General features: G+C 58.9%; 15 protein-coding genes, 1 tRNA gene and 2 pseudogenes. 10 read left to right on the top strand and 8 right to left on the bottom strand.

Features of this window, described 5'->3' with window-relative positions:
- Positions 1 to 142: 142 nt before the first annotated feature.
- A complete protein-coding gene (locus tag M7F93_RS02795) occupies positions 143 to 2077 on the bottom strand; it encodes a PrkA family serine protein kinase (RefSeq protein ID WP_298168723.1) in 1935 nt (644 codons plus the stop codon).
- A gap of 581 nt (positions 2078 to 2658) precedes the next feature.
- On the opposite strand from M7F93_RS02795, the gene M7F93_RS02790 reads away from it, so the two are divergent.
- Positions 2659 to 3597 (top strand): PDC sensor domain-containing protein, encoded by a 939-nt coding sequence (locus tag M7F93_RS02790; protein ID WP_298168720.1) that lies wholly within the window; start codon positions 2659 to 2661, stop codon positions 3595 to 3597.
- Here the strand turns inward: M7F93_RS02790 and M7F93_RS02785 are convergent.
- The 4 genes from M7F93_RS02785 to M7F93_RS02770 all read right to left on the bottom strand — a co-directional run bounded on the left by M7F93_RS02785 (position 3582) and on the right by M7F93_RS02770 (position 10529).
- Positions 3582 to 6944 (bottom strand): transglutaminase family protein, encoded by a 3363-nt coding sequence (locus M7F93_RS02785; RefSeq protein ID WP_298168717.1) that lies wholly within the window; start codon positions 6942 to 6944, stop codon positions 3582 to 3584. The genes M7F93_RS02790 and M7F93_RS02785 overlap by 16 nt on opposite strands.
- Before the next feature lie 58 nt (positions 6945 to 7002).
- A complete protein-coding gene (locus tag M7F93_RS02780; RefSeq protein ID WP_298168714.1) occupies positions 7003 to 7980 on the bottom strand; it encodes an alpha-E domain-containing protein in 978 nt (325 codons plus the stop codon).
- The gene (locus M7F93_RS02775; RefSeq protein ID WP_298168712.1) at positions 7965 to 9428 is read right to left on the bottom strand and encodes a circularly permuted type 2 ATP-grasp protein; all 1464 of its coding nucleotides are present in this window, start codon (positions 9426 to 9428) and stop codon (positions 7965 to 7967) included. Before M7F93_RS02775 ends, M7F93_RS02780 begins: the two co-directional genes overlap by 16 nt.
- A gap of 354 nt (positions 9429 to 9782) precedes the next feature.
- Positions 9783 to 10529 carry a proteasome-type protease gene (locus tag M7F93_RS02770; protein WP_298168709.1) on the bottom strand — a complete coding sequence of 249 codons (747 nt, stop codon included), beginning with the start codon at positions 10527 to 10529 and terminating at the stop codon, positions 9783 to 9785.
- Between the two features lie 307 nt (positions 10530 to 10836).
- Here M7F93_RS02770 and glnL point away from each other — a divergent pair, with 307 nt between their 5' ends.
- The 9 genes from glnL (at position 10837) to M7F93_RS02725 (ending at position 20350) form a co-directional block, all read left to right on the top strand.
- Entirely contained in the window at positions 10837 to 11922 is a 1086-nt protein-coding gene (glnL, locus tag M7F93_RS02765; protein WP_298168707.1) for a nitrogen regulation protein NR(II), read from the top strand.
- Entirely contained in the window at positions 11919 to 13358 is a 1440-nt protein-coding gene (gene ntrC, locus M7F93_RS02760) for a nitrogen regulation protein NR(I) (protein ID WP_298168702.1), read from the top strand. Before glnL ends, ntrC begins: the two co-directional genes overlap by 4 nt.
- A gap of 74 nt (positions 13359 to 13432) precedes the next feature.
- Positions 13433 to 14377 carry a tetratricopeptide repeat protein gene (locus M7F93_RS02755; protein WP_298168699.1) on the top strand — a complete coding sequence of 315 codons (945 nt, stop codon included), beginning with the start codon at positions 13433 to 13435 and terminating at the stop codon, positions 14375 to 14377.
- Positions 14378 to 14490: 113 nt separating this feature from the next.
- Complete coding sequence (locus tag M7F93_RS02750) at positions 14491 to 15459, top strand: polyprenyl synthetase family protein (RefSeq protein WP_298168696.1); 969 nt, start codon at positions 14491 to 14493, stop codon at positions 15457 to 15459.
- Between the two features lie 11 nt (positions 15460 to 15470).
- A tRNA-Pro gene (locus M7F93_RS02745) sits at positions 15471 to 15547 on the top strand.
- Between the two features lie 323 nt (positions 15548 to 15870).
- The gene (locus M7F93_RS02740) at positions 15871 to 17931 is read left to right on the top strand and encodes an O-antigen ligase family protein (protein ID WP_298168693.1); all 2061 of its coding nucleotides are present in this window, start codon (positions 15871 to 15873) and stop codon (positions 17929 to 17931) included.
- A 37-nt stretch (positions 17932 to 17968) separates the two neighbouring features.
- Positions 17969 to 19723, top strand: a complete 1755-nt coding sequence (locus M7F93_RS02735; RefSeq protein WP_298168690.1) for a peptidoglycan D,D-transpeptidase FtsI family protein — start codon at positions 17969 to 17971, stop codon at positions 19721 to 19723.
- Positions 19720 to 20031, top strand: coding sequence for a hypothetical protein (locus tag M7F93_RS02730; protein ID WP_298168687.1), 312 nt, complete (start codon positions 19720 to 19722; stop codon positions 20029 to 20031). Before M7F93_RS02735 ends, M7F93_RS02730 begins: the two co-directional genes overlap by 4 nt.
- On the top strand, positions 20024 to 20350 hold the full coding sequence (locus M7F93_RS02725) for a hypothetical protein (RefSeq protein ID WP_298168681.1): 327 nt from the start codon (positions 20024 to 20026) through the stop codon (positions 20348 to 20350). Before M7F93_RS02730 ends, M7F93_RS02725 begins: the two co-directional genes overlap by 8 nt.
- Here the strand turns inward: M7F93_RS02725 and M7F93_RS02720 are convergent.
- The 3 genes and pseudogenes from M7F93_RS02720 to M7F93_RS12025 all read right to left on the bottom strand — a co-directional run.
- Positions 20347 to 20580: an ABC transporter C-terminal domain-containing protein gene (locus M7F93_RS02720; protein ID WP_298168678.1), complete on the bottom strand. Its 234-nt coding sequence runs from the start codon at positions 20578 to 20580 to the stop codon at positions 20347 to 20349. The genes M7F93_RS02725 and M7F93_RS02720 overlap by 4 nt on opposite strands.
- Positions 20577 to 21224: pseudogene (locus tag M7F93_RS12030) on the bottom strand (ATP-binding cassette domain-containing protein); the annotation flags it as partial. The gene M7F93_RS02720 and the pseudogene M7F93_RS12030, both read right to left, overlap by 4 nt.
- Positions 21225 to 21422: 198 nt before the next feature.
- Positions 21423 to 21803 (bottom strand): annotated as a pseudogene (locus tag M7F93_RS12025) (ATP-binding cassette domain-containing protein); the annotation flags it as partial.
- Between the last annotated feature and the right edge of the window lie 3 nt (positions 21804 to 21806).

The following is a 21806-nucleotide window of genomic DNA, read 5'->3' as shown; positions in this document are numbered from 1 at the left end:
GTGGCGCACTAAAATAGTGCAACACATCTGCCGCACCACAACAATGATCGTGCTGCTATGAAAAATGCCCGCAAATGCGGGCGGGATATTGTGGCTGAGGGGAGTGTGGGCCGTTACTCTTTTCGGTGACGGCCTGGTGCCCCTAATGATGCTTGCGATAACGCATATACCAGTCCACCAGCAGGCGTACCTGCTTTTCGGTGTAGCCCTTGGCGGTCATCCGCGCGACGAAGTCCTGATGTTTGCGCTCATCGTCGGAGGAGCTCTTCTTGCCGAAAGAAATTACCGGCAATAAATCTTCCGTATTGGCAAACATCTTCTTCTCAATGACCGCGCGCAGCTTCTCATAACTGGTCCAGGCCGGGCTGACGCCGTCGTTGGATGCCTTGACCCGCAGCACGAAGTTCACCACCTCGTTGCGGAAGTCCTTGGGATTGGCGATACCCGCCGGTTTCTCGATCTTTTCCAGCTCTTCGTTGAGTAGGCTGCGGTCCATGAGCTGCCCGGTATCGGGGTCACGGAACTCTGTATCCTGTAGCCAGAAATCGGCATACTGGATGTAGCGGTCAAAGAGATTCTGACCGTAATCGCCGTAGCTCTCCAGATAGGCCTTCTGGATCTCCAGACCAAGGAACTCGGCATAGCGGGGCGCCAGTTCGGTCTTCAGAAAAGCGAGATAGCGGGATTCCATCTCCGTCGGGAACTGCTCGGCGCGGATTTGCGTCTCCAGTACGTGCAGGAGATGTACCGGGTTGGCCGCCACCTCCTCGCTGTCGAAGTTGAAGGTGCGCGACAGTATTTTGTAGGCGAAACGGGTGGAGATGCCGTCCATGCCCTCGTCCACACCGGCTGCATCGCGGTATTCCTGCAGACTTTTGGCCTTGGGGTCCTTGTCTTTGAGGGATTTGCCGTCGTAGATCTCCATTTTCGACCACAGGCTACTGTTGCCCGTTTCCTTGAGGCGGCTCAGCACGGAAAAGCGCGCCAGCATATCCATGGTATCGGGGGCGCAGGGGGCGGCGTGGAGGGCACTGCTTTCGAGGAGCTTGTGGTAGATCCGCGTCTCTTCGGTGACCCGCAGGCAATAGGGCACCTTGACGATATAGACTCGGTCGAGGAATGCCTCGTTGCGCTTGTTATTGCGAAAGGCGGACCATTCCGATTCATTGCTGTGGGCCAGGATGATGCCCTGGAAGGGCATGGCACCGAAGCCTTCGGTGCCATTGTAGGTGCCCTCCTGGGTTGCCGTCAGCAAGGGATGCAGCATCTTGATGGGCGCCTTGAACATTTCGACGAACTCCAGCACCCCCTGGGTAGCAACGTTCAGCCCTCCGGAATAGGAATAGGCGTCGGGATCGTCCTGGGAGAAGTCTTCCAGCTTGCGGATATCCACTTTGCCGACAAGACTCGAAATATCCTGATTATTCTCGTCGCCCGGCTCCACCTTGGTGATGCCGATCTGGTGCAACTGGGAGGGCATCAGGCGGTGGACGGTGAATTTGCGGATATCGCCGCCGAACTCGCGCAGCCGTTTGGCCGCCCAAGGAGACATGACGCTATGGATGGCGCGACGAGGAATGCCGAAACGATCCTCCAGCACCGGCCCGTCTTCGTCGGGATCGAAGAGCCCCAGCGGTGATTCGAAGAGCGGCGATACCTTGCCGTGGGCGGCCAGACAGTAGATGGGATATTGCTCCATCAGGCTCTTCAGACGCTCTGCCAGAGAGGACTTGGCGGCCCCTACCGGGCCGAGCAGATAGAGAATCTGCTTGCGCTCTTCCAGTCCCTGCGCCGCGTGACGGAAATAGGCGACAAGGTTTTCTACGACATCTTCAATACCATAGAAGTCTTTGAAAGCGGGGTAGGTAAGCAGCTTGCGGTTCATGAAAATGCGCGACAGCCGTGGGTCGACTTGGGTATCCAGCACTTGCGGCTCGCCGATGGCGGACAGCATTCGCTCGGCGGCAGTGGCGTAAGCCATGGGCTCGTGCGCACAAAGATCAAGGTAGGCATCCATAGAGAGGACGACTTCCTGCTGCTGCAGGAAACGCTCCTGATAACGGTTGAATAACGCCATTTGCCACTCCTTGCGGCACTGCCGCGTCCACGTCGTGTTAGACCCATTATGGGTCATGAGGTTCGCTGGTTGCGCAGACCCCAAGTGCGCTATGGAACAAGCATTTCCCGTGCCAGTCCGGTATGCGCGGCACTGACCGCATGTCATTTTACGGTGAATGGGGCGGACTGAACTGGTCGCCCACGTCGCGTGCCAGGATGGTGCATCTGTTGCACGAGTATGGTGCATAAACCGGGAGGGCGCCAGTATGATGATGGTGCGTTCGCCGACGGTCTGGCGCCGCTCGTGGGGCCAAAAATTTTTATAAGATATTGTTTTTAAGTGGTTATTATTAAATTTGTGTGGATTGATAGAAAAAAAGGGCGGAAGAGCCGCCCTGGAAGCCACTTGAGGAGGAGTGATCATATGACCATGATCATGGTTTATAAAGCAGAAAGTGTGCCAGATTCTGAGATATGGTACTGCGCTTTTACCAAAATGCATGGAAAAACTGATTTCAGCCTTGTTTGGCACGCCCTTTGCTGTATTGCGGACATGCATTCCCGGCATATTTCCAAACCCCGATCCGACAGGTGACCCCTATGAATCGCTTCGAGCATTTTCGTGAAGTGCGCAAAGATCTCTCAGCTTTATTGGGTGGAGTCGTCGATGCGGTAGCCAGTCCGCTACTGTTGCAGCAGGGCCGTGAGGCACAACGACAAAAACTGGCCTGTCTCATTGCCCGACATCCTTTCCTGGACCTTTGCTATCTGCTCAATGCGGAAGGATTGCAGATTGGGGATAATGTCGCTGCCTCCCGTCGGCGTAATACGCAGGGTGGGGAAGGTGTGGACCGTAGTCACCGGCCGTATTACCGGCTGACGCTGGAGGCGACTAGCCCGATACTCACCGAGCCTTATCTTTCTTCTGCCAATGGCCATATTTGTGTGACTGCCGCCGCCCCGATTCGTGATGAAAGTGGCAAACTGCTGGGTATGGTGGTGGCTGACAGTGAGTTCGATCGCGCCCTTGCCCTGCTGGAAGAGGACGATATTCGCCGTGGTTTTGAACCCTATTTTAAGGTTTTTTACATTTTGTTTTCATTGGGATTACTGGCGGTGAGCATGGCTTTGGGCCTGCACGCGGTGTTGTCGCTGGGGCCGGTATGGTCCGCGGCAGCTTCTCCGGGAGACTTTGCCGCCCCTTTTCAGGCAACCATCCTCTTTACGCTGGCTTTGGCGGTATTCGACCTGGCGAAGACCATTTTTGAAGAGGAGGTGCTGCTCCGTAAGGACATTCGTCGCCACAGTACCACCCGGCGTACCCTGACCCGTTTTATCGCCGCCATATTGATTGCGGTGTCTATTGAGGGATTGATGCTGGTTTTCAAATTTGCCCTGGATGCCCCGCAACATTTGTGGCTGGCGGTGGTGTTGCTACTTGCCGCCGCCGCTCTGATGGTCGCGTTGGGTGTCTATGTGTATCTCGGCGCGCGGGCAGAGGTCTTGTTGCTGCAGCATAAGGATCAGCGGCAGGAATAGTGCTCAGCCAAGCGCAGATCCAGGGTGTGGGGATAATCCGGCTGATTCTCTTCATAAGGTGGTTGCCAGGGATGTTCACCACCGCCGACGGGCACGAAGAGGCTCTCTCCGGAGCCCTGCAGGATTGCATCCGGCTGCGGACCCTGACCGTGCCCGGTGGTGGTGAAGCGGCTCTGCCGTCGTGCCTCCGCTTCCCAGGCGTTGACCGGAAAGACCTCTGAATTACGTCCGCCGGGATGCATGACATGGTAGGTGCAGCCGCCCACGCTACGCCCGTTCCAGGTGTCGATCAGATCAAAAGTCAGTGGCGTATGCACCGGAATGGTGGGGTGCAGCGCGGACGGCGGCTGCCAGGCGCGATAGCGTACCCCGGCCACCTGCTCATCATGGGCACGGGTGGCCCGCAGCGGCACCCACCGTCCGTTGCAGGCGAGCACATGGCGCCCCGGGGTCATACCCGTCACCCGCACCTGCAGTCGTTCAATCGAGGAATCCACGTAGCGCGCCGTGCCGCTGCCCGACATCTCTTCTCCGAGAACATGCCAGGGTTCGATGGCGGCACGCAGTTCGATGTCGATCTCGCCGACCCGGACATGGCCGTGCTGCGGAAAACGGAATTCTGAGAAAGGCGCCAGCCATTCGAGATCAAAAGCAACGCCGTGTTCCTGCAGATCCGCGCAAACGTCGCGGAGATCCTCCCAGACATAATGGGGCAGCATGAAACGGTCATGCAGCGTGGTCCCCCAGCGCACCAGTTCATGACGATAGGGGGCTTCCCAGAAGCGCAGCAGGAGGCTGCGCACCAGTAATTGCTGTACCAGGCTCATGCGGGCGTGGGGTGGCATCTCGAAGGCACGTAGTTCCACCAGTCCCTGGCGACCGGCAGTCCCGGTCGGTGAATAGAGCTTGTCGATGCAGATCTCGGCGCGGTGGGTGTTGCCGGTAATGTCCACCAGCAGATTGCGGAAAATACGGTCTACCAGCCACGGCTGCGGCACGATACCGGGCGGCACCTGAGCAAAGGCGATCTCCAGCTCGTAAAGTGCCTCATGGCGCGCCTCATCCACCCGTGGTGATTGACTGGTGGGGCCGATGAACATGCCGCTGAAAAAATAGGACAGGGCCGGATGGTGCTGCCAGTAGGTGATGAGGCTTTGCAGCAGGTCAGGACGGCGTAAAAAGGGACTATCACCGGGGGTGGCACCGCCGAGGGTCATGTGATTGCCGCCGCCGGTGCCGGTATGTCGGCCATCGAGCATGAACTTTTCGGCGGTCAAGCGGCAGGCGTGAGCCTCTTCGTAGATGGCTGTGGTCTTTTCCACCATCTCCGGCCAGTGTGCCGAGGGATGGATGTTGACTTCGATGACGCCAGGGTCGGGGGTGACGAGCAGTTTTTCCACTCGCGGATCGCTGGGTGGCGGATAGCCTTCGATGATCACCGGCATATTGAGTTCGGCGGCGCTGTGTTCGACCGCACTGAGCAGGTACAGATAGTGTTCTGTCACCTGCAAGGGCGGGAAGAAGCAGTACAGACAGCCTTTGCGGATTTCCACGGTGACTGCGGTATGGGGGATCTCCTCCCAGAGCGGCTGGTCCGCCGTGGGCGATGGCGGCGCTTCGGGGACATGGCTGTAGCGCGCGGCGATTTCGCCGTGGATATCCGGCAATGGCTGCATCGGCGCGAAGGGGTCACTCTCCGGCTGCCATTTTTTATGGGCTTCGACGACCCAGGGCAGGCTGTCGAGGGGCAGGCGCATACCCAGCGGCGAGTCGCCAGGCAGCAGCACCAGCCGCCCGCCCCGGAAACTCCAGGGCGCCGAGTACCAGCGCTGCTGGCGCCATTCCCAGGCGAGGGGGAGCACCCAGCCCACCGGGTGGTCGAGTCCGGCCTGCAATTTGCCGATCAGCGCCTGGCGTTCCAGCGGGTCATCTAAGCGATGGGTGCTGAGATCAATATTAACCGGAGTGCGGCCTTCCTGATGCAGGAGATGCCAGGCATCTTCGTAAGCGGGCAGCAGGCGGTTGCTGTCGAGCTGCAGGTGGCGGGCTAGGGCGCAGGCGAAGTTGTGGACATCATCCGCCTGCCAGCCGTAGTCGTGCAGTGGATCGGCGAGCAGTCGGGGTTCGTGCCACAAGGGAATACCATCCTTGCGCCAGTAGAGGCCAAGTGCCCAGCGCGGCAGGGGCTCGCCGGGGTACCATTTGCCTTCACCGGTATGCCGCAGCGCGCCCGGCGCGAAGCGTGCGCCGAGGCGCTGCGCCAACTTCTCGGCGCGTTCCCGCTTGCGGTCGCCGAGGGCTTCCTGATTCCATTCGGGGTCATCTACCCCTTCGCTGGCCACGAAAGTGGGCTCGCCGCCCATGGTGAGGCGCATGTCGGTGGCCTGCAGGCGGATGTCTACCGCATTGCCCAAGGCCATGATGTGCTTCCATTGCATATCGGTGTAGGGTTTGGTGACGCGCGGAGTCTCCGACAGACGGTTGACGGAGTTGGCGAAGTGGAATTCCACCTTGCAGGGATCAGTGGCGCCGGTAATGGGGGCGGCGCTTTCATAATGCGGGGTGCAGGCCAGCGGGATGTGCCCCTCGCTGGCAAACAGTCCGGAGGTAGGATCGAGACCGATCCAGCCGGCGCCCGGGACATAAACCTCCACCCAGGCGTGGAGATCGGTGAAATCGCTGGCTGGACCTGACGGTCCGTCCAGTGGCGCCTGATCAGCCACCAGTTGCACCAGATAGCCGGACACGAAGCGGGCGGCGAGACCCATGTGGCGGAGCACCTGCACCAGCAGCCAGGCGGTGTCGCGACAGGAGCCGCTGGCTTTTTGCAGGGTTTCTTCCGGGGTTTGTACCCCGACCTCCATGCGCAGGGTATAGCCGATGTGCCCCTGCAGTCGCTGGTTAACGGCAACGAGGAAATCCACGGTGCGCTGACGACGGCGCTTGATGTCGAGCAGAAAACGCTGCATTAACGGGCCTGCCTCCTCCCGCTCCAGGTAGGGTGCCAGATCTTTGCGGAGCGCCGGATCGTAATGAAAAGGCCAGTGTTCTGCCGCAGGCTCTATAAAAAAATCAAAGGGATCTATCACTGTCAGGTCGGCGATGACCTCCACATCCACCTTGAGCGAATGCGCGCGCTCCGGAAAGACCAAGCGCCCCTGATAATTGCCGAAAGGGTCCTGTTGCCAGTTGAGAAAGTGCCTGGTCGGTTCGACGTTGAGCGAGTAGGCGAGAATCGGCGTCCGGCAATGGGGTGCCGGGCGCAGGCGCAGTACATGGGGGTGGATCTGCACCAGGCGATCAAAGTCATACTCGGTCTGGTGGTGCAGGACGACATGGATACCCATGATGATTCCCTCTGGAGGTGAAGTAGGTGCCGTGTTTTCCGTCAGGCTTGTATGGTGCTCAAACGCAGTCCCTTAGGCATGCCATCGAAGCCCGAAGCCCCGAAGCATCGCGGGCGAAGTAGGTGCCTTGAATGGTGCGGTGGACCATGGCCAGGTCTTTCTGCGCCTGATCGAGGTATTCGTGCAACAGGTCCGGGCGCAGGTTGGCGAGCTTCAGGGCATCCAGGCGCCGCCGTGCTCGGCGCACCGCCTCGGCGGGGGTGCCCGCGTTGGGCAGGTGCGCCAGTGCCACCTCCATCTCGCCCAGGCAATATTTCATGCTGCGCGGAAACTTGCCGTCCTTGAGCAGATAGTCCACCACCTGATTGCTGCGCACCTGCACGGAAACATGGCGACGGTACATCTCAAAAGCGCTCAGGGCCCGCAATACGCCCAGCCAGAGACTGGTCCCGGTCGTTTTCTGCAGGCCGTGATCCTGGGGCAGGATCACGGCGCTGGTCACGTCAACAATGCGCGTGGTCATGTCGGCGCGTTCCATGTTGCGACCCAGCTTGATGAACTGGTACACATTGTCCTGGCTCATGCTGCTGATGAGCAGGCCCACCAGGGCATGGCGTCGGGAAATGACCTCGCTGAGAAAGGCGTAACGCGCATGGCGGCTGTCCGAGCTGGCACCGGCATGTTCACGGACGAAGAGGAAGAGGGTGTTCAGACGCTCCCAGAACTCGGCGGGGAGCAGGTCGCGAAAGGTGCGGCAGTTCTCCCGGGCCTGATGGATGGCGGCCATCACCGAGTTGGGGTTGCGCTCGTCGGCGATGAGAAATCGCATGATGCGGCCTTCCTCCGGCGTGCCGTAGTGCTCCGTGTAGAGTTCGGCGTCGCCCGTCACCTGCAAGAGGATGTCCCAGCCGAACTCGGCGCCCTGGGGCAGGTCGAGCAACAGCAGCGTGGTGGCATTGATCAGCCGGGCCATGTCTTCGGTCCGCTCCAGATAGCGGGCCATCCAGTACAGGTTTTCAGCTACTCGCGAAAGCATGGAGCCTCCTCATCGACAATCCAGGTGTCTTTGCTGCCGCCGCCCTGGGAGCTGTTCACCACCAGCGAGCCGGGTTGCATGGCCACCCGGGTCAGGCCGCCGGTGGTCACGTACATTTTGTCGGCCTGCAGAATAAACGGGCGCAAGTCCAGGTGACGGGGTTCCAGGTGATCGTCCACCAAAGTCGGTGCGGTGGAAAGATTCAGCGTGGGTTGGGCGATATAATTGCGCGGATTGGCGATGATCAGTTCCGCGAAGCGTACCCGCTCTTCCGGCGTGGCGCGCGGTCCGATGAGCATGCCGTAACCACCCGACTCATTGGCCGGTTTGACCACCAGTTCATCCAGGTGATTCAGTACGTAGTCGCGGTCCGCATCGCGCATGCACAGGTAGGTTGGTACGTTGGGCAGGATGGGATCGACATCCAGATAATAGCGGATGATCTCGGGCACGAAGGCATACACCACCTTGTCATCGGCGACCCCGGCACCGGGGGCATTGGCGATGGCGACCGTGCCGCGTCGCCAGGCGCCCAGCAGCCCGGGAACGCCAAGGGCGGAGTCGGGGAGAAAGACTTCGGGATCGAGATAATCGTCGTCGATACGCCGGTAGATCACATCCACCCGCTGTGGTCCGGAGATTGTCTTGAGATAAACGACATCGTCGTTGCCGACGAAAAAGTCCGCGCCTTCCGCCAGATAGGCACCCATCTGCTGTGCCAGATAACTATGCTCGAAGTAGGCCGAGTTGTAGATGCCAGGGGTGAGCACCGCCACGACGGGTCGCTCCCCCTCGCGCGGGGACAGGGCAGCGAGCGTTTCGTAGAGCCGGTTGGGGTAGTCATCCACCGGCAGGATGATGGAGGACTTGAAGAGCTCTGGAAAGAGCCGCTTCATGATTTGCCGGTTCTCCAGCATGTAAGAGACACCGGAGGGAACCCGTAGATTGTCCTCCAACACATAGACCGTGCCGTCGGCATCGCGCACCAGATCGCTGCCGCAGATGTGCGCCCAGACCCCCAAAGGCGGATGCACGCCCCGACAGGCGTCCCGGAAATTGCGGGAGCTGGCCAGTACCTCGGCGGGGAAAACGCCGTCGGCGACAATACGCTGCTCGTTATACAGGTCGTCGATAAAGAGGTTGAGGGCTCGTAAGCGTTGCTTGAGCCCCTCTTCAATGCGCACCCATTCCCGTTGCGGCATGATGCGGGGAATGATATCGAAGGGCCAGGCGCGGTCGATATTGCCAGCCTCGCTGTACACGGTGAAGGTGATACCCATGGCGAGGATGGCAGCATCTGCGGCCTGCCGACGGGCGAGCAATTCGCTGCTGTCCAGGGTGCCGAGGTAATCAAACAGCGGGGCTGCAGCCAGGCGCGGAATGCCGCCTTCGCCCACCAGTTCATCATAGGCGATCTGCTGCTGATAATGCGTGCTCAGCCAATCCATAAGCCTTTTCTCCCCTTCGCGTGATGCACGCTCACGTTCCTGATATGGCGGTGAAACGGCGTCCTCGTCCGTATGGTGGATCGGGCCGCGCTATAGTCATTGGAGAGGTTTGAGCAAAACTTGTGCCAAATTCTGGTCGGGTAGTCTCCGATTTTTCCTGATCTCTGTGATAACGCTATTCTGATCGGTGAGCCTGGTCATCGGCTACTTGTGTCTGCTGTGCGCCTTGACGGGGTCCTGAATCTGCGGCCTTCGTATCAACTCGCATTTGAGCGGGGAAGTACGTTTGCACTATAGCGGTGCATAAGGTTCACATTTGGTGCATGAAACAGGATTCACCCGCATTTCCGGAGCTTAGGCCAGCGGGGTGTCAGAGATCTCCCAGGCAAAGTGCGGCAGATCATCCAGTGCTTTCAGCAATCCCTGACTCCAGCGGTCGCCGATGCTCCGGTAGAAGGGGTCATCCTCGGACATTGTCAGATAACGCCCTGCCCGTAGGCTGTTGGTGCGATAAATGAGCAACTCCACCGGCGGACCCACAGTGACATTACTACGCATGGTAGAGTTCATGGAAACCAGCGCACAGCGTGCCGCCGCCTCCAGCGAGAGTTCGGGGCTGATGACCCGGTCCAGAATCGGCTTGCCATATTTGATTTCACCGATTTGCAGAAAAGGATGGTCCGAGGATTCATGGATGTAATTGCCCTGCGGGTAAATCATGTAGGTGGCCGGGACCTTGGTCCCGATCTGTCCACCGAGGATGAAAGTCGCCTCAAAGTTGGTGTTGGCGGTGTCGCGGTTGGCCTGGTTACGCTGTACCTCCGCATTGATGAGGCCGACATAATCCGCCGCCTCCGCCATGCTGGTCAGATTGAGCAGATGGGTTTCGGCGTCCTGATCAATATCCTGCTGCATCCGCTTGACCACGCCCTGGGTGGTCGCCAGGTTGCCCGCCGAAAGCAGGCAGAGAAAGCGGTCTCCGGGCCAGCAGAAATTGTGCATTTTAGAGTAGATGCTGACATTGTCGGTACCTGCATTGGTCCGCGAGTCGGAGCAAAAAATCAGGCCCTCTGCGACATGAGCGGTGAGGCAATAGGTCATGGCATGTTCCTGTAAGCCCGGCGACATGGATTCACGATATTCGCTGAAAATGATGCCTTTGGGAAGTATGGACCTTGCCTGCCTCCAGGAGGCGCTAGGTAATCTGTCAGAAGTGCACTATTATGGTGCAATCGGTGGTTGGCGATGGATCGCCGCACAGTGACTGCGGGTCCGTGTTGGTGTTGAAGAACTGAGTAGTGCCAAGTGGTATGCCGATGTGAGGGGTGTTGCCTCCCTGATGAGCTGGTGCGCTTTTTGCTTGACTGGGCATAGAGCCTGTTTGGTGAATCACAAAATCGGAGCTTGCATGGTGCGCCGTAAAAGCATAATCACTCTGCCCACAGAGAATATGGTGCTGGATGCTCTGGAATCGGCGGTACTGGTTCTGGGGAGTGGTTACCACATTCGTTATATGAATCCTGCCGCCGAAAATCTGCTGCGCGTTAGCCAGCACCAGGCGCTGGGACAGGCCTTATCGGCACTTTGCAGTATCGTCGGTGATGAGCGCTTCGCCACACTTTTTGCGGATGCCGCTACGGCAAACACGGCGATACTGCGCAGGGCTTTGTCTTTGGTGCTGAGTGAGGGCGGTAGTGCAGTAGTGGATTTGGTGGTGACTCCCGCGCCAACGGACGGCCTCATTCTGGAAATGCGGCCAATGGAGCTGCCGGCACGTCATGCCGAGGAGGAAATGCAGGATCGTATCTATGGCGTCGCCCAGGAGATGTTGCGTGGCCTCGCCCACGAAATCAAGAATCCCCTCGGCGGCTTGCGCGGGGCCGCGCAACTCCTGGAGCGTGAACTGCAGCGCCCTGAACTGAAGGATTACACACGGGTCATTCTCCATGAGGTGGATCGTCTCCATCATCTGGTGGATCGCCTGCAAGGACCCCGCAGCCGCCCGGTTTTTGCCGAGGTGAATATCCATCAGGTACTTGAACATGTGCGTCGGCTGCTGAACGCGGAATTGCCCACGGGTATTTCCCTGCGTTTCGATTACGATCCCTCTATCCCCGATATTTTGGCCGATCAGGAGCAACTGGTGCAAGTTTTTCTGAACTTAATGCGTAACGCCCAGCAGGCGCTGGACCGCCACGGCACGATCCTGATTCGTACCCGGGTCGAACGCTACGTTACCCTCTTGCATCACAAGTTTCGCCTGGCGCTGCGTGTGGATGTAGTCGATAGCGGCCCGGGAATCCCTCCAGACCTGTTGCCCCGGATTTTTTTGCCGCTGGTCACCAGTCGTGCTGAGGGCATGGGGATGGGGCTCGCTATCGTCCAGGGATTGGTACGCGGGCATGGCGGGGTGGTTCATTGCCACTCGCAACCCGGGGAAACGGTATTTTCCGTTTCTCTGCCTCTGTCAACGCACCGGGAGACCTTCGCATGAGACAGGTCTGGATTATTGATGATGACCCTTCAATTCGCTGGGTGTTAGAGAAAGCGCTGACCCAGGCTGATATCCCGGTACGCAGTTTTGTCGAGGCCGACAGTGCCCTGCGGGCACTGGGGCGCGAGCAGCCGGAAGCCATCGTCACCGATCTGCGCATGCCGGGCCTGGATGGGCTGGCCTTCCTGCGCGAAGTGCAATCGCGTTGGCCAAAACTGCCGGTAATCGTGATGACAGCGCACTCCGATCTCGACAATGCCGTCGCCGCTTTTCAGAGCGGGGCTTTTGAATATCTGCCTAAACCGTTTGATATGGACGAGGCCGTTGTTCTGGTGCGGCGCGCTCTTGGCAGTCAGGCAGAGCCGAGCGCCGCGAGTGTTGAGGAGAGCGATCCGACGGAAATGATTGGCGAAGCTCCGGCCATGCAGGAGGTGTTCCGTGCCATCGGTCGTCTGTCGCGCTCACAGATCAACGTGCTTATTACCGGCGAGTCGGGGGCAGGCAAGGAACTGGTGGCCAGTGCTCTGCATAGACACAGTCCCCGCGCGCACGGACCCTTCATCGCCATCAACACGGCGGCTATTCCCGCCGAATTGCTGGAATCGGAACTTTTCGGCCATGAAAAGGGCGCTTTTACCGGGGCGGTGCAGACCCGGCAGGGTCGCTTTGAGCAGGCTTCCGGGGGTACCCTCTTTCTCGATGAAATTGGCGATATGCCCGCCGCCCTGCAGACGCGGCTGCTACGGGTGCTCTCCGACGGCACCTTCTACCGGGTCGGTGGCCATGCGCCCCAACGTGCGGATGTCCGCGTTCTCGCCGCGACCCACCAGAATCTCGAAGCCAAGGTGCGCGACGGTAGTTTTCGGGAAGATCTCTACCACCGTCTCAACGTCATCCACATCCACCTCCCACCCATGCGGGAGCGGCGTGAAGATATCCCGCGCCTGGCCCGCCATTTTCTCCGTCGCAGTGCGGAGCAGTTGGATGTCGAGCGCAAGGTATTGAGTCCGGCAGCGGAGTTCGCTTTCATGAATTGGTATTGGCCAGGCAATGTTCGCCAGTTGGAGAATGTCTGTCGCTGGATTACCGTGATGGCACCTACCAGCGAGGTTCAGGTGACAGATTTGCCGCCGGAAATGGCCGCGCCGGCGCCGTCTGCCGTGCCGCAGGACTCGAACGTCCAGGATTGGCGTCTGCTGCTGGGGGGTATAGTACGGCAGCGCCTCGCTGACGGCGAAGAGTCTTTGTTGGACAAGATTCAGCCGCAGTTCGAGCGCTGTCTGCTGGAAGCAGCCCTGCAACATACCCGTGGCCATAAGCAGGACGCCGCGCACAAGCTCGGGTGGGGGCGCAATACACTCACCCGCAAGCTCAGAGAGTTGGGTATGGACGACAGCACCAAAGCTGCTTCTGGCGAATCCGGGGCTTTCGACTAAAACTCCCTTGTATACTGATAAAAAGGGTGTGTTTGGGGAGTTTGGTCGAGATTGAGGTGTCTATGCAAGGTGTAATGCTACTATTGGAAATCGTGGTGGTCCTGCTGCTATTGGCGGAAGTTTTTGTCCGCCTGCGCGCACGTCGACGACGTATACCGAATAAAAGCAGCGCGCCAGTCCCCTCATCGGCGCGTTTGGCAGCGACCGCGAACGCACCGCAGATTCGATTGGAACTATCCGGTGTAGAAGCGGTTGCTCCATCCGTTACTACCGGCGGCGCCGAACAGCAAGCGCTCAGCATTGACGACCTTCTCAATGAAGCCATTATTTATATGGAATATGGACACTATGCCCAGGCGGCTACGGTTTTACGCTGGTACGTAGACCTTAACCCCCATGAGACCAAGGCGATCAACAGGCTTCTGGATGCCTACCTGGCGATGGCAGACATCGATAGTTATGCCGAGCTGCTTGAAGGTCTGGGAGAGAAGCCGGGCGCGGCGCCCATGAATGAGGCGTGGTGGAAAGAACGCGTGGATACCGGGTTGGCGCAGGATCCGGGCAATCTCGAACTGCTGGTGCTGGCTGAGAAGGTGGGGATGGCGGTGCCGATACCTCAAGCGCAGGCGCAGGCATCGGAAACGGCCATGACCGCAGAGATGGCGCTGGCGCTGGTGTCCCGCAACCCTGATCCTGCCTATGGTATGGCGGTATTGCAGCGGGCTATTGCGCATGAGCCGCAACGCCTGCCTCTCTATGCCGAACTCTTGCGTGTTACCCATCAGCAACATCGTATTGAGGACTATCTCAATGCATTGATTCTGCTGTTTCTTGCGGTGAGAACCGGGGGTAAAACTTTGCGCGAGCGCATGCTGCGGGCCGGCATCGATCTGGGGCCACATCCTTTGTGGAGCGTGCTGGCGCAGTGGAACGGCGACCCTGAGACTTTACGGCAGTTGGCCCAGTCACGCCATTTGGAGATTCCCGCCGGATTATCCGGTGCTACCACAGATCGCTAATAACTGCGCTTGACAAGTTTATGCCGTGCTAACGACAATCGCCTGCGGCCGCAAGCTTGCACCTTCTGGTGTGGAGCAGGTGCTGATGCAGGGACAGGGGGCAGCAGGGCATCATGGATTTGGAGGAAGTCAACCGCCTTGTGCGGTCCGATATGGCGGCGGTAAACAGCGTCATCCAAGAGCAACTGCGTTCCGGGGTGCCGACTATCCCGGCCATGGGCACTTACCTGATCAATGCCGGCGGCAAAAGGCTGCGGCCCATCGTTCTGCTACTGGCCGCGCGTATGGGCGGTGAACGTGGTCCGCGTCCGATCCCGCTGGCTGCAGTCGTGGAGTTCATCCATACGGCCACGTTGCTGCATGATGATGTGGTCGATGGATCCGAACTGCGGCGCAGTAACGCGACGGCTAATCAACTCTGGGGTAATGCCGCCGCCGTGCTTGTCGGAGATTTTCTTTATGCTCGAGCCTTCGAGATGATGGTACAGGACGGCGATATGCGTATCCTCGCCACCATGGCAGAGGCTACCAGCGTTATTGCCCAGGGTGAGGTCGCACAACTGGAGAATGCCAATGACTCCGATCTGAGTCCTGGGGCATATTTCTCAGTGATCAAGGCCAAGACCGCCAAGCTTTTTGAGGCGGCAGCGCGTATTGGGGCCTTGGTAAATAATCTGGATGCTGCCGCGGAAAAGGCGTTGGCGCAATACGGTTCCTTGCTCGGTATCGCTTTTCAACTGATGGATGATGCCCTGGATTACTCCACCAGTGTCGAGAAAATGGGTAAGAATCGGGGTGATGATCTTGCCGATGGCAAGGCGACCCTACCCTACATCCATGCCATGCAGCATGCTACGGTGGCAGAACAGGCCATTCTGCGTGAAGCACTTTGCGGTGATGCGCCAGCCATCTTTGAACCAGTCTGGGAAATTATTGCCAGAACAGGGGCAATTGATTACACTTTGCGCGTCGCGGAGGAAAAGGCGGATCAGGCTATTGCTTATCTGTCTGGATTCCCAGGCAGTGTGGAGAAAGAAGCCTTGGCTTTTTTGGCAGCATTTGCTGTGCGGCGTGACTTTTGAAGATATGTTATCGGGGCGTGGCTCAGCCTGGTAGAGCGCCGCCTTCGGGAGGCGGATGTCGGAGGTTCGAATCCTCTCGCCCCGACCAATTGAGGAAAGGCCCGCATTGTCGGGCCTTTTTCGTAGTCGTTTGGTAACGGTCTTGTAGTTTTCCTGGTCGATGCGCCTGTATAGGAAATAGGGGCGCCTTGGCATCATGCGGGTGTGTTTGCCGATGCTGAAGTGGCTTATTCTCGCAGCGTTTGCTGTGATCCTGTTTTATGGCTGGCGCCAGAAATGCCGCCATCCGAAAGTCTCCGCTATGGATCGTTTGGTGTGTTGCACGCGTTGCAACCGGCATCTTTCCATTCGTGCGGCGGTCTGTCGGGGTGATGGCGATTACCGTTGTCCACAACATGCCGGAGACGACCAGTGAATCCTACCATACCCTCTTTCCGAGCCGGGCTCTATGCCACCTTTGCTCTCATCGCTTATGGACTTTCCTGGTATTACAACGGGCAGTTGATTCCGCTGCTGGCCATTACCAGTATCGTTCTGATGATCTGGGGTGCCTTGGTCTGGTGGCCACGTTTGCGTGAGGGACTACCCTGGCCCCGCGGTTTCCTGCCGGTTTTTATGTTGCTCTGGCTAGTGTGGTTTGGTCTGACCCTGTTCTGGAGCGGGTCGCCTTATAGTAGTTGGTTCTATTTTTGGGTGCTGGGTTCCCTGCCGTTGGTATTTCTCATCAGTGTGATGATTCCAGAGCCCATTGCGGAACAGTTCTGGCTTTGGCTGTGGCGGGGCGCACTAGCCAGTGCCTGGATACTAAGCGGCATGGCCCTCTGGCAGTATTACCAGTGGATGGGACAAGGAATTATTCTGGTCAATCTGCGGCCTTACGGCCCACTGTTGGATACCAACAGTTTCGCCGCCTGGCTGAATCTGCTGTTTTTCCCGACCCTTGCCGTCTATTTTGTACAGGATGGTCGCCGCCGCACCCGCTTTTTGAGTGGCGGTGCCAACCCGGTAGCTTTGTTTTATCTGCTGACGCTGACGCTGCTGCTCCTTGCCTTCTTCTCTACCAATAGCCGCGGCGGACTTCTGGCCTGGGCTTGTACCATGCCTTTTGCCATCTGGGGTCTGTGGCGACAGCCCGCAGCGCGTTCGCGCTTTGTGCTGATTTTCGGTATCGCCTTCATTGCTCTATTGCTGATGGATTATGCCCATGGTTTTAATCTGATCGGGCATCTTGCTCCAGGATATATCTACAGCAATATCAATACGATATCTAGAGGATTGATGTGGGTGGCCACTTGGCACATGTTCCTCAGCCATCCCTGGTTGGGCACAGGGATTGGGTCCTATTTTCTGAATTATCCCGCATATCGCCTGCCCGACGAACTCGCCTCGGCCGGTACTTACGCCCACAATGACTATCTGGAGTACCTGGCCGAAGGTGGACTTATCAATCTGGGTTTTCTCCTGGGTTTTGCGGCGATCCTTATGTATGCGTTGTACCGCCTGTTGTACCACGCGGGCAAGGTCCTGCAGGTGACGGATGAACGTCGCTTGTCGGCTTTGGGTCTGGTGTTGGGGGTTTTTGCTATCACCGGTCATGCGTTAGGGAACTTTATTTTTTATAATTTCCCCCTTAGCCTGCTGGCGGGACTTTTTCTGGCGCGCGCATGGCGTATCTACGGTGTTCAGGGTGAGACTGCGCCCTTATTGCCACGAATCGGCATTGACCATGGATTCATTGCTCAGTCGCTCCTGGTGTTGGCCATAGTGGTAGCTTCCTGGAATTTGGTCGCTGATGGCGCGACTTTTGCCCTGCTGAGCGATAATGGCTGGCTCAATCGGGTGATCACGAATCCGAACCGGCGGGCCTTATTTTTGCTCAAGGCGGCGGATGTGTTGACCCTGGTGCGTCCTCTGGCGACACAACCCCATGTGTATCTGGCCAATACTTACCTGACTCTCGCGAACAGTGAGACGCCGCCGGATGCCGCACACCGCCGTTCCCTGGTGATGGCGGCGCTCGGTCAATACCACCAGAGTCTGGTGGGGATTCCGCAGCAGTCGGGGGTATGGAATTCCATCGGAACGCTCTATCTGGAGCAGGGTGCCCTGCTCGGTTTCGATAGAAAGCACAGGGATCAGCAGGCTTTGCTGGCTTGGCGTAAGGGGTTGGCCATCAATCCCGAAAGTGTTGGCCTGCGCAATAAAATCGCCCAATTGGCCTATGTGGATCAGGGTCAAATCAAAGAGGGGGTGGCCTTTTTAAGGGCGGGGTTGCAGCGGCCGCTTTTCCCCTACCCGCGCAGTGATCTGCAGATGGAGATCGCCCTGACCCAATGGCGAGCAGGCGAACAGCATGCGGCAGAGATCACTTTGTTGCAGTTGCTGCGAGCTAATCCGGGTTATGCCCCAGCTGTTTCCTGGCTGCAAACGATTCATCGTCAGTCCGCGCATGGGATGGGGGTGCCACACTGAACGCAGCAGACCCAAGAAAAGTGCTGAGAAACTGCGCATGCCACCGGAACGACTAGGCTTGCAACGCATTTTGCCGCGCTGGCGAGCGATATTGCTCCTTGTCGTCATTCTGCTGGGGCTGGTGGTGGTGCTGGCGCGAGATACGGAATTGCAATGGTGGCGGACCCATCATTTGCGTGCCCAAGGGCGCATGCGTTATTTGCAGACGCGGCCTTTGCCCGCCGATCGGGGCGTGATTTATGGGAGCAGCGGCGATGCACTGGCGGTAAATGTGCCAGCGGTGACCATCTGGACCGATCCGCGTCTCTTCAATGCCCACCGCAATGACTGGAACGAGGTGGCGCAGTCTCTGGACCTCAGCCCAGAGACTCTGGCGGCGCGGGTGCGGTCGGGTGGGTCAGGCTTCGCCTATATCCTGCGTCAGGTGCAGCCGCAGTTGGGTAAATCCCTGGACGCACTGCATGTGCCCGGTATCTATGTGCAAAAAACCAGCCGCACCTATTATCCTCTTGGCGCGGTAACCACACCGCTGCTGGGCCTCGTGCATCTGGATCATCAGGGTGCCGCCGGGCTGGAGAGGGGTTACAACCAATGGTTATCGGGTAAGGCGGGCAGTGAAACGGTGCTGGTGGACGGGCAGGGCGAAGTGCTTCATGTTCTGGGTGCGCGGCAGACGCCAGCGCCCGGCCACGACCTGCACTTGACCATCAATCCGCAGATTCAGTATTGGGCCTACATGACGTTGCTGGCAGCGCAAAAGCACTTCGGTGCCACAGATGGCTCGGCGGTGGTAATGGATGCGCAAACCGGGCAGATTCTCGCCATGGCGAGCGTGCCCTCCTGTAATCCCAACGCGCGCGACGGTTGCGGCGACCCGTCTGATTATGTGAATAATGCCGTACATCAAGCCTTTGAGCCCGGTTCAGTCATGAAGCCGTTTATGGTGGCTGCGGCACTTAAAACGGGCAGCATCCAGCCGGACCAGAGCTTCAATGTCTCCCACTGCCTGCCCGTGGGCGGTTTCTGTATCCGCGACGATGTGGTACACCATGAATTGAACGTGGCGCATATTCTCAAGTACTCCAGCGACATTGGTGCGGCTAAAATTGCTTTGCGGACGCCCGCACAGGCTATTTATGACATGTACTGGGCGGCAGGTTACGGTCAGGATCCGAATCTCGGCTTTGCGGGCGCTACGGGTGGTGTGCTTCCTCGGCCTCAGACTTGGGATAAGGCGCGCCATGCCACGATTGCGCTGGGCTACGGGGTGTCCGTGACGACTCTGCAATTGGCGGAGGGTTATGCGGCCATCGCCAATGGAGGCTATCATGTCACCCCGACGTTGATCGCCGGGCAGCCGGTGCAGCGCGTGCGGATCATGTCTGCAGGCATCGCCGCCCACCTGCGGCACTGGCTGGAAGGGGTTTGTGCGGCCAATGGCACCGGTATCCTTGCCGCCATTCCCGGCTACGCGGTGGCTGGCAAAACGGGAACTGCGAATATGGCCAACGGCAAGGATGGTTTTTTGAAGAACAAGACCAATGCCACTTTTGTCGGCTTTGCGCCGGGCTTTGCGCCGAAGCTGGTGATGGCGGTGACCATGCGCGGAAGTACCCGCTACTGGAATTTCGGCGGAGTCGAGTCAGCGCCGGTGTTTCGGGTAACCATGCGCCATGCCCTCGAAGATCTGAATATTGCACCACGCTGGTGCGGAGGCAAGGTCTGTGTTTCTAAGAATGATCCTATTACGACCACTCAGGCAGAAATCTGGGCGGAGGGGGGTGGCAATTGAGTAGACTGGATAAATGGGTCGCGGGGGTGCTTACGGCAGGTATCGCGGTGATCCTGCTGGGGGTGCTGGCGGCGGCAGCCTTTGCCCGCATCCCGGTGGCGCACATCTATGTGGATGCAGCGGGGGCACGCGCCATCGTTGTCGGTGGGCATCAGGCAGCGGCCGCTCCTGACTGGCCGGATGCCTATCGGGTGAGTCCGCGCTCTGCGGTCACGGCTTTCTGGCCTAGTGCTATCCTGGACTTCAAAAATGGTGCTTCGGTGACCCTGCCGCGCAAAGATATTCTGTTGTGGGTATACCGTGGCTGAGCCGCGCGACTGGCTGCAGCAGTGGCTGCGTGAATTGATCAAAGGCGCAGGTCTGGTGCTGCTGGTGCTGCTGGCGGTGCTGGTGCTGCTGGCTGTGGATGGTCTGTTGCTGATTCCGGGGCTGATCATCGCTTATGACCTGACCGCGATAGCCTGGCAATGGCAGGGTTTTGTCCCTGACCCGCGGGTGCCGCCCGGACCATGGATGAGCATGGCCGTGGGCCTGCTCGCCACCCTGGTTCCGGCCATTATTGACGGTGTGGTGCTGCATTTTTTGCTGCGCGACAAGGCGCGGCGCGCACCGAAGTCTTCTTCCTAGGAGTCTGCGGCCAAGGCGGCTGCCTTTTCTTCCAGCGACTCCCAGCGCCCATAGGCTTTCGTCAGGGAGGTGCTGACGGTATCAGCGCGGGCCTGCATCTCGCGCAGCCGCTCCGGGTTCTGATAGGTTTCCGGCAGGGCCAACGTGGCAGCGATTTCACCCTGTTCTTTCTCCAGCGCCTCAATTTGCACGGGCAGGGTGGCGAGTTCCTGGGTTTCCTTGTAGCTCATGGCGGATTTTTTGCCCCTGCCGCCATCGCGTTTGCCAGAACCCTTACCGCCGCTACTCTCCGTAGACTTTCCCGGGCGCCGGACTCCGTCTGCCAGCGCAGCCAGTCCTCGTAGCCGCCCGCATTCTGACTGATCTGCCCGTCCTCCCCGAAGGCGATCACCTGGGTGACCACGTTATCGAGAAAGTCCCGGTCATGGGAGATCAGAAAAAGTGTGCCAGCGTAACTCTGTAAACGCTCTTCCAAAATCTCCAGGGTTTCCAGATCCAGGTCGTTGGTGGGCTCATCCAGTACCAGGATGTTAGCAGGGCGGGCAAACAGGCGGGCGAGCAGCAGACGTGCGCGCTCGCCGCCAGAAAGCGCTTTTATCAGCCCCCGCGCGCGGCCGGGTGGGAAAAGGAAGTCTTGCAGATAACTTAGTACATGACGGCGTTCGCCATTGATTTCGATGAAATCATTGCCATCGGCGATGGCGTCTAGCACCCGGCTCTCGGGGTCGAGGGCGGCGCGCATCTGGTCGAAGTAGGCGACCTCCTGTTTGGTGCCGCGGCGGATGGTACCCTCTCGTGGCTCCAGTTCACCGAGGATCAGGCGCAGCAGCGTCGTCTTGCCCGCCCCATTGGGGCCGATAATGCCAACCCGGTCGCCGCGTTCAATGCGTGTGGAAAAATCGCGAATGACCGGATGCCCCTTATAGGCAAAAGAAACATGATCCAGTTCGGCAATGAGTACACCGGAACGGTCTGCCGTGCTGATTTGCAGGGTGGCCTGCCCCTGCTGCTGGCGACGGCTGGCGCGCTCCTCACGCAGCCCCTCCAGACGCCGCAGGCGGCCCTGGTTGCGCTTGGCACGGGCCTTGACCCCCTGGCGCAGCCAAGCCTCCTCTTCCGCCAGTTGCCCTTCCAGACGGCTGTCGGCGGCGGCTTCGGCGGCGAGAACTTCGGCCTTGCGGCTTTGATAAGCGGCAAAAGTGCCGGGAAAACTACGCAGTATCCCGCGATCCAGTTCAATAATGCGGGTCGCCAGGCGGTCGAGAAAACGCCGGTCGTGGGTGATGAAGACCAGTGTGCCGCGATGGCGCAGCAGGGATTGCTCCAGCGCCAGAATCGCTGGCAGGTCGAGATGGTTGGTGGGTTCGTCGAGAAAAAGCAGGTCCGGATCAGCGACGAGTGTGGCGGCGATGGCTACCCGTTTGCGCTGGCCACCGGAAAGGGCGCTAACCACGCC

Origin of the sequence: Acidithiobacillus sp. (assembly GCF_027322205.1) — a bacterium.
Taxonomy (GTDB): Bacteria; Pseudomonadota; Gammaproteobacteria; order Acidithiobacillales; family Acidithiobacillaceae; genus Acidithiobacillus.
Note: the sequence above shows the minus strand (reverse complement) of the source record. Positions and strands in the feature narration are given on the sequence as shown.

Excerpts from the sequence above, each read along its gene's own strand:
- M7F93_RS02720 (WP_298168678.1), bottom strand. The coding sequence starts at position 20,580 with ATGAGCTACAAGGAAACCCAGGAACTCGCCACCCTGCCCGTGCAAATT.
- M7F93_RS02775 (WP_298168712.1), bottom strand. The coding sequence starts at position 9,428 with ATGGATTGGCTGAGCACGCATTATCAGCAGCAGATCGCCTATGATGAA.
- M7F93_RS02735 (WP_298168690.1), top strand. The coding sequence starts at position 17,969 with ATGCCACCGGAACGACTAGGCTTGCAACGCATTTTGCCGCGCTGGCGA.
- M7F93_RS02750 (WP_298168696.1), top strand. The coding sequence starts at position 14,491 with ATGGATTTGGAGGAAGTCAACCGCCTTGTGCGGTCCGATATGGCGGCG.
- M7F93_RS02755 (WP_298168699.1), top strand. The coding sequence starts at position 13,433 with ATGCTACTATTGGAAATCGTGGTGGTCCTGCTGCTATTGGCGGAAGTT.
- M7F93_RS02795 (WP_298168723.1), bottom strand. The coding sequence starts at position 2,077 with ATGGCGTTATTCAACCGTTATCAGGAGCGTTTCCTGCAGCAGCAGGAA.
- ntrC (WP_298168702.1), top strand. The coding sequence starts at position 11,919 with ATGAGACAGGTCTGGATTATTGATGATGACCCTTCAATTCGCTGGGTG.
- M7F93_RS02785 (WP_298168717.1), bottom strand. The coding sequence starts at position 6,944 with ATGGGTATCCATGTCGTCCTGCACCACCAGACCGAGTATGACTTTGAT.
- M7F93_RS02770 (WP_298168709.1), bottom strand. The coding sequence starts at position 10,529 with ATGACCTATTGCCTCACCGCTCATGTCGCAGAGGGCCTGATTTTTTGC.
- glnL (WP_298168707.1), top strand. The coding sequence starts at position 10,837 with ATGGTGCGCCGTAAAAGCATAATCACTCTGCCCACAGAGAATATGGTG.
- M7F93_RS02780 (WP_298168714.1), bottom strand. The coding sequence starts at position 7,980 with ATGCTTTCGCGAGTAGCTGAAAACCTGTACTGGATGGCCCGCTATCTG.
- M7F93_RS02790 (WP_298168720.1), top strand. The coding sequence starts at position 2,659 with ATGAATCGCTTCGAGCATTTTCGTGAAGTGCGCAAAGATCTCTCAGCT.